General features: G+C 39.1%; 5 protein-coding genes. All 5 read right to left on the bottom strand.

Annotation, left to right across the window (positions count from 1 at the left end):
- Positions 1-69: 69 nt before the first annotated feature.
- Entirely contained in the window at positions 70-468 is a 399-nt protein-coding gene (locus AC3DU7_RS27895) for a hypothetical protein (protein WP_488042513.1), read from the bottom strand.
- 21 nt (positions 469-489) lie between these two features.
- Positions 490-1,491, bottom strand: coding sequence for a hypothetical protein (locus AC3DU7_RS27900; RefSeq protein ID WP_488042514.1), 1,002 nt, complete (start codon positions 1,489-1,491; stop codon positions 490-492).
- Between the two features lie 10 nt (positions 1,492-1,501).
- A complete protein-coding gene (locus AC3DU7_RS27905; protein WP_488042515.1) occupies positions 1,502-1,747 on the bottom strand; it encodes a hypothetical protein in 246 nt (81 codons plus the stop codon).
- The gene (locus AC3DU7_RS27910; RefSeq protein ID WP_488042516.1) at positions 1,740-2,006 is read right to left on the bottom strand and encodes a hypothetical protein; all 267 of its coding nucleotides are present in this window, start codon (positions 2,004-2,006) and stop codon (positions 1,740-1,742) included. The genes AC3DU7_RS27905 and AC3DU7_RS27910 overlap by 8 nt, the downstream gene beginning before the upstream one ends.
- Positions 2,007-2,009: 3 nt before the next feature.
- On the bottom strand, positions 2,010-3,865 hold a 1,856-nt coding region (locus AC3DU7_RS27915; RefSeq protein ID WP_488042517.1), incomplete at its 5' end, for an FtsK/SpoIIIE domain-containing protein.

The raw sequence follows: 3,865 nt of genomic DNA on the forward strand, positions 1-3,865 counted from the left end.
TTTACGCAGTAGCTCTATAATATAGCATATTGTTGGGAATTATTTCAGATATATCGACTACAAGTTGCGTTAACCACAGCTGTTAGCTTTTTGAATTAATTGGTCAATATTAGGCAATTCTGCTTGGGTTAGACCATAATATTCTATAGACAAGTCATAAGAATGACAAGCTCGTTTAACTTCCTGTTTTTTTCGTTCTAAGAAACGTTCAACTTGTTGGGAATAGCGATCTGCTTCTAAAGCGTGCTTTTTTGCTTTAATCAACTCCTCATTAGCTTTTTCTAAGCCTTGCACCTGTTTTTGCAGAAATTCTATCATTTTCTGATCGTCGCCTTCGTGGGGGTTGAGATAACGACGGTTAAGGGTTTTTGCAGCCTCATCTTGCCATGCACCCCGAATATCTTGACGATACTCTTGTAAAGTACGCGATCGCTGTTTCATTGTCCAAAGGGTGTCTTCCATTTCCATTTGTTTTGCTCCCTAAACTGTCTAAAATAAAGGTGGACGATTTAATTCAATCAAACTTTCTACCCTGTCCTCTAATTCTCTGGAAACTGCAACTTCTAGCCGTTGAGCTGAGTCTCCTAAGTTTTCTGCTCCTTTAAAGTCACTTCTTGCTCCTTCTGTAAGATTTTGCGCTGTATTAACAGCTAAAGACATTAAATCTGCCATTTCCTGCTCATTATGTGCTTCAACTTGCGCTCTTTCCACTTCACGCTTGGCAGCATGAGCATTTTCTAAACTGCGTTCGGCAAAACTGAGAGCGTCATGGGCATTATTTAAGGCAACACTCGCTCTACTATCAGCCTCTTGAGCATATCCCACTGCACTATAACAAGAGTCAACTCTTGCTTGCGCTCGCCTCACTTCATTCCTTGCTGCTGCTTCTTCTGCAATGGCTCGATCTAAGTTTTGACGAGCATCTAGAACCGCACTTTCGGCTCGACTGACTCTTGCTGACTCACCAGAGCAGTTTCGGGCATGATATCGCCCCTCATCGTCAGTATAACCAGAACTTTCACAATTTCTGAGGGCATTTTCTGCGCTTTGTAAGTCCGACTCTTTATTGCGCACATCAATTTCTGCTTGTTCTCTTTCCTTGATAGCACTTTGTAATCGAGCTTCTGCCTGTTCTAACCAAATCTGTGCAAGATTTAACTCGGTTTCCCAATGGTTTAAGGTAGATTGGGCTTGATGTTGACTGTTTTCTGCTTGTCTTAAATTTTGTTGAGCGTTGTCTAACGCTTGATAACAATCAGACAACAATTGATTAACTTCATTATCAGCACTATCGACTGCTTCTTGATCATTGTTTGCCTGATTTTGAACAATTGCAGCATGATATTGAGCTTGTGTAACTTTTTCTTCTCCTTGATTTTGATACCATGACATATCGGTTAAAGTATCACGAGTGGTTATTGTCCACCGTTTGAGTTCTTCGAGCAAGTCATTGAGCAGGATAATGAGAATACGGGGATCTTGAATAGTCATATTAAATCATTTAGGCATTTTCAGTGATTTCTTGGATAAAATAAAGTATTGTTTCTATTTTGCCTATAGAATCTTCAAAATCGACCATGGTTTTTCTCCAAGCTTCTTTAAACTCTTCTGCCGCCGATCCTTCATAGACATCATTTAGCGATCGCCATGCTGTTTCTAGCATCTCAAATTCTTCCTTAAGAACCAGTAAATGTTGATTTAAGGCAGTTTGATAGGATAAAAGTGCGTTTTTGAGGGAATCATCCACCGTTTAAATACCTCTCTAATACTTTTAATTTATGGCTTAAAAAGTCTATATAGACTGGACTTTGACGATTTAGATAATTTTTCATCTGTTCTTGCACAGGTAGCCACAACTGTTCGTGTTGACGATGGTTGTCGTCTTCCCAATGAGGGTAAATATCCTCGTAAGCAGTTTCTACCTCTTTCCAAGAAGCACTAATACGATCGTTAAATTGTTCAAGGGTTTCTTGAAAGTTTTTGAGTTGTAAAAATTGGTCATCCATTGGTTAATTTCCGTTAATTAAAGTATTAGCAATGCTCTCAAGTTGTTGCTGTAAGTCTGGTGTTGACTCTGTACTATAGGGTTTAAAGAGGGTTTTGCGATCGCTCTCAACATCCAAATAAAGGGCTTGAATGGGAACATCTCCATCGGCTTGTAAGCGAGATGCTTGGCGATCGTTAACAAAAGTGAAAGAATCATCCTCTGATATTTGTAATGCGACTCGATGGCGAAAATAGCCTAAATTTCGCCGAATATCAAAGACATTGGATAGAGCTTTAATTCCAGAAAAACTAAGAATGAGATGAATACCTTTAGTAGGTCCTTCGCTGAATAATTGCTTAATTTGCAAAGCTAAAGGGCTTTCTGGGCTATAATACCCTTCATTACTCCGTCTTAAATCATCTACTCTGTCTAATTCTGTCATTAGCACAAAAATAGACGGTTGGGTAAGTAACTCTGCTTCACTAAGTTGGCTTCTTTTTTCAAGTTCGACGATTAAACTGTTTAAAATGGGAGGAATCACTTTATTTTCTCGGTCAAACGCAACCGCAAACTTTGCAGGTTTCAAAATTGTTTCACAAACCGTTTCTAAAGCAGTATTCCATTGTGTTCCTACAATACTGCGATCGATTACTACAAAGCAAAGTTGTTGGGGATTTCCATTTAAAGCTAAACTCGTCAAAATTGAGGCTAACATTCCATAACGAGCTGTATTATAGTCTCCTCCGATCACCAGAACGTTTTCACTGGGGCGACGGCGTAAAATCAACCTTGCTTGTTTGCGAACACTAAATTCTTGCCCTAACCACATCAAAGTGGGGTGTTCTGCACTAAACCAGTCAGGAATTGCTAACCCTCCTTTATAAAAAGACTTTCTTGCTATACTTTCCCATTCAGTAGGAGATAACCATTTACCATAATCTAAAATATGGCGTAATTGAGGATTATCTACTAAATTTGGCTGAGAATCTCCATCAAAGACTACTGCTTCTGCGTAATCTTCAGGTGGAAGTTGATGAGCTTTTTGCATTAAGTCTTGAATGACTTCATCTCGGCGGTTTTTTTCGATAAATGCCACTTTACCAAAATAATTAGAACTATCATCGCCACTACTGTCATTAACCACGATTTTTCCTGGTAAATCACAAGTCATTAGTAACTGTTTGCCTCGTTTACCAAATTCTGTCAACGCTTGAATATCAGAATTTGACATTTGCATACCCATTCTCAGGTGAATATTACCAAAAACCCCCGTTTGATTCCGCATTCCCTCTGCACCAAACTGTTGTGCAGCTAATAACATATGAATTCCTGCACTCCGTCCCTGTTGAGCTAAAATGAGCAGTTGACTGGAAGCGGTATCGTCTTTGTCATTCAGAAATAATTCCTGATATTCATCTACTACTAGGAGTATACGGGGAATTTTACCTTCTGGTTGTCCTAAACGGCGATAACCTGATAATTCTGATACTCCTAACTTTTTAAATAAAGCGTTGCGTCGTTCTTTTTCCGCAATTAATTCTGTTAACACACTACGAGATAATTCAGGAGAAGAATGCAAGGAAACTACTTCAGTATGGGGTAAATTACGATAGGGGGCTAATTCTACACCATATTTACCATCAATTAGATAAAATCTTAATTCTGAGGGACTGTAACGAGTTGCCAAACCCAAAATCAGAACATGATACAGGGTAGATTTTCCTGAACCTGTCATTGCTCCTAACATACCATGAGCGCATTGACGACCTTCACTATCCTTACCAAACCAAATATTTAATGTATCAGACGTTCCTCTCCCACCGATAGGGGTAATTATCCATTCTTCACTCCTATGAGTCCACCAATTTTGTGGATCGA

The organism is Okeania sp., assembly GCF_983059655.1.

Excerpts from the sequence above, each read along its gene's own strand:
- AC3DU7_RS27900 (WP_488042514.1), bottom strand. The coding sequence starts at position 1,491 with ATGACTATTCAAGATCCCCGTATTCTCATTATCCTGCTCAATGACTTG.
- AC3DU7_RS27895 (WP_488042513.1), bottom strand. The coding sequence starts at position 468 with ATGGAAATGGAAGACACCCTTTGGACAATGAAACAGCGATCGCGTACT.
- AC3DU7_RS27910 (WP_488042516.1), bottom strand. The coding sequence starts at position 2,006 with ATGGATGACCAATTTTTACAACTCAAAAACTTTCAAGAAACCCTTGAA.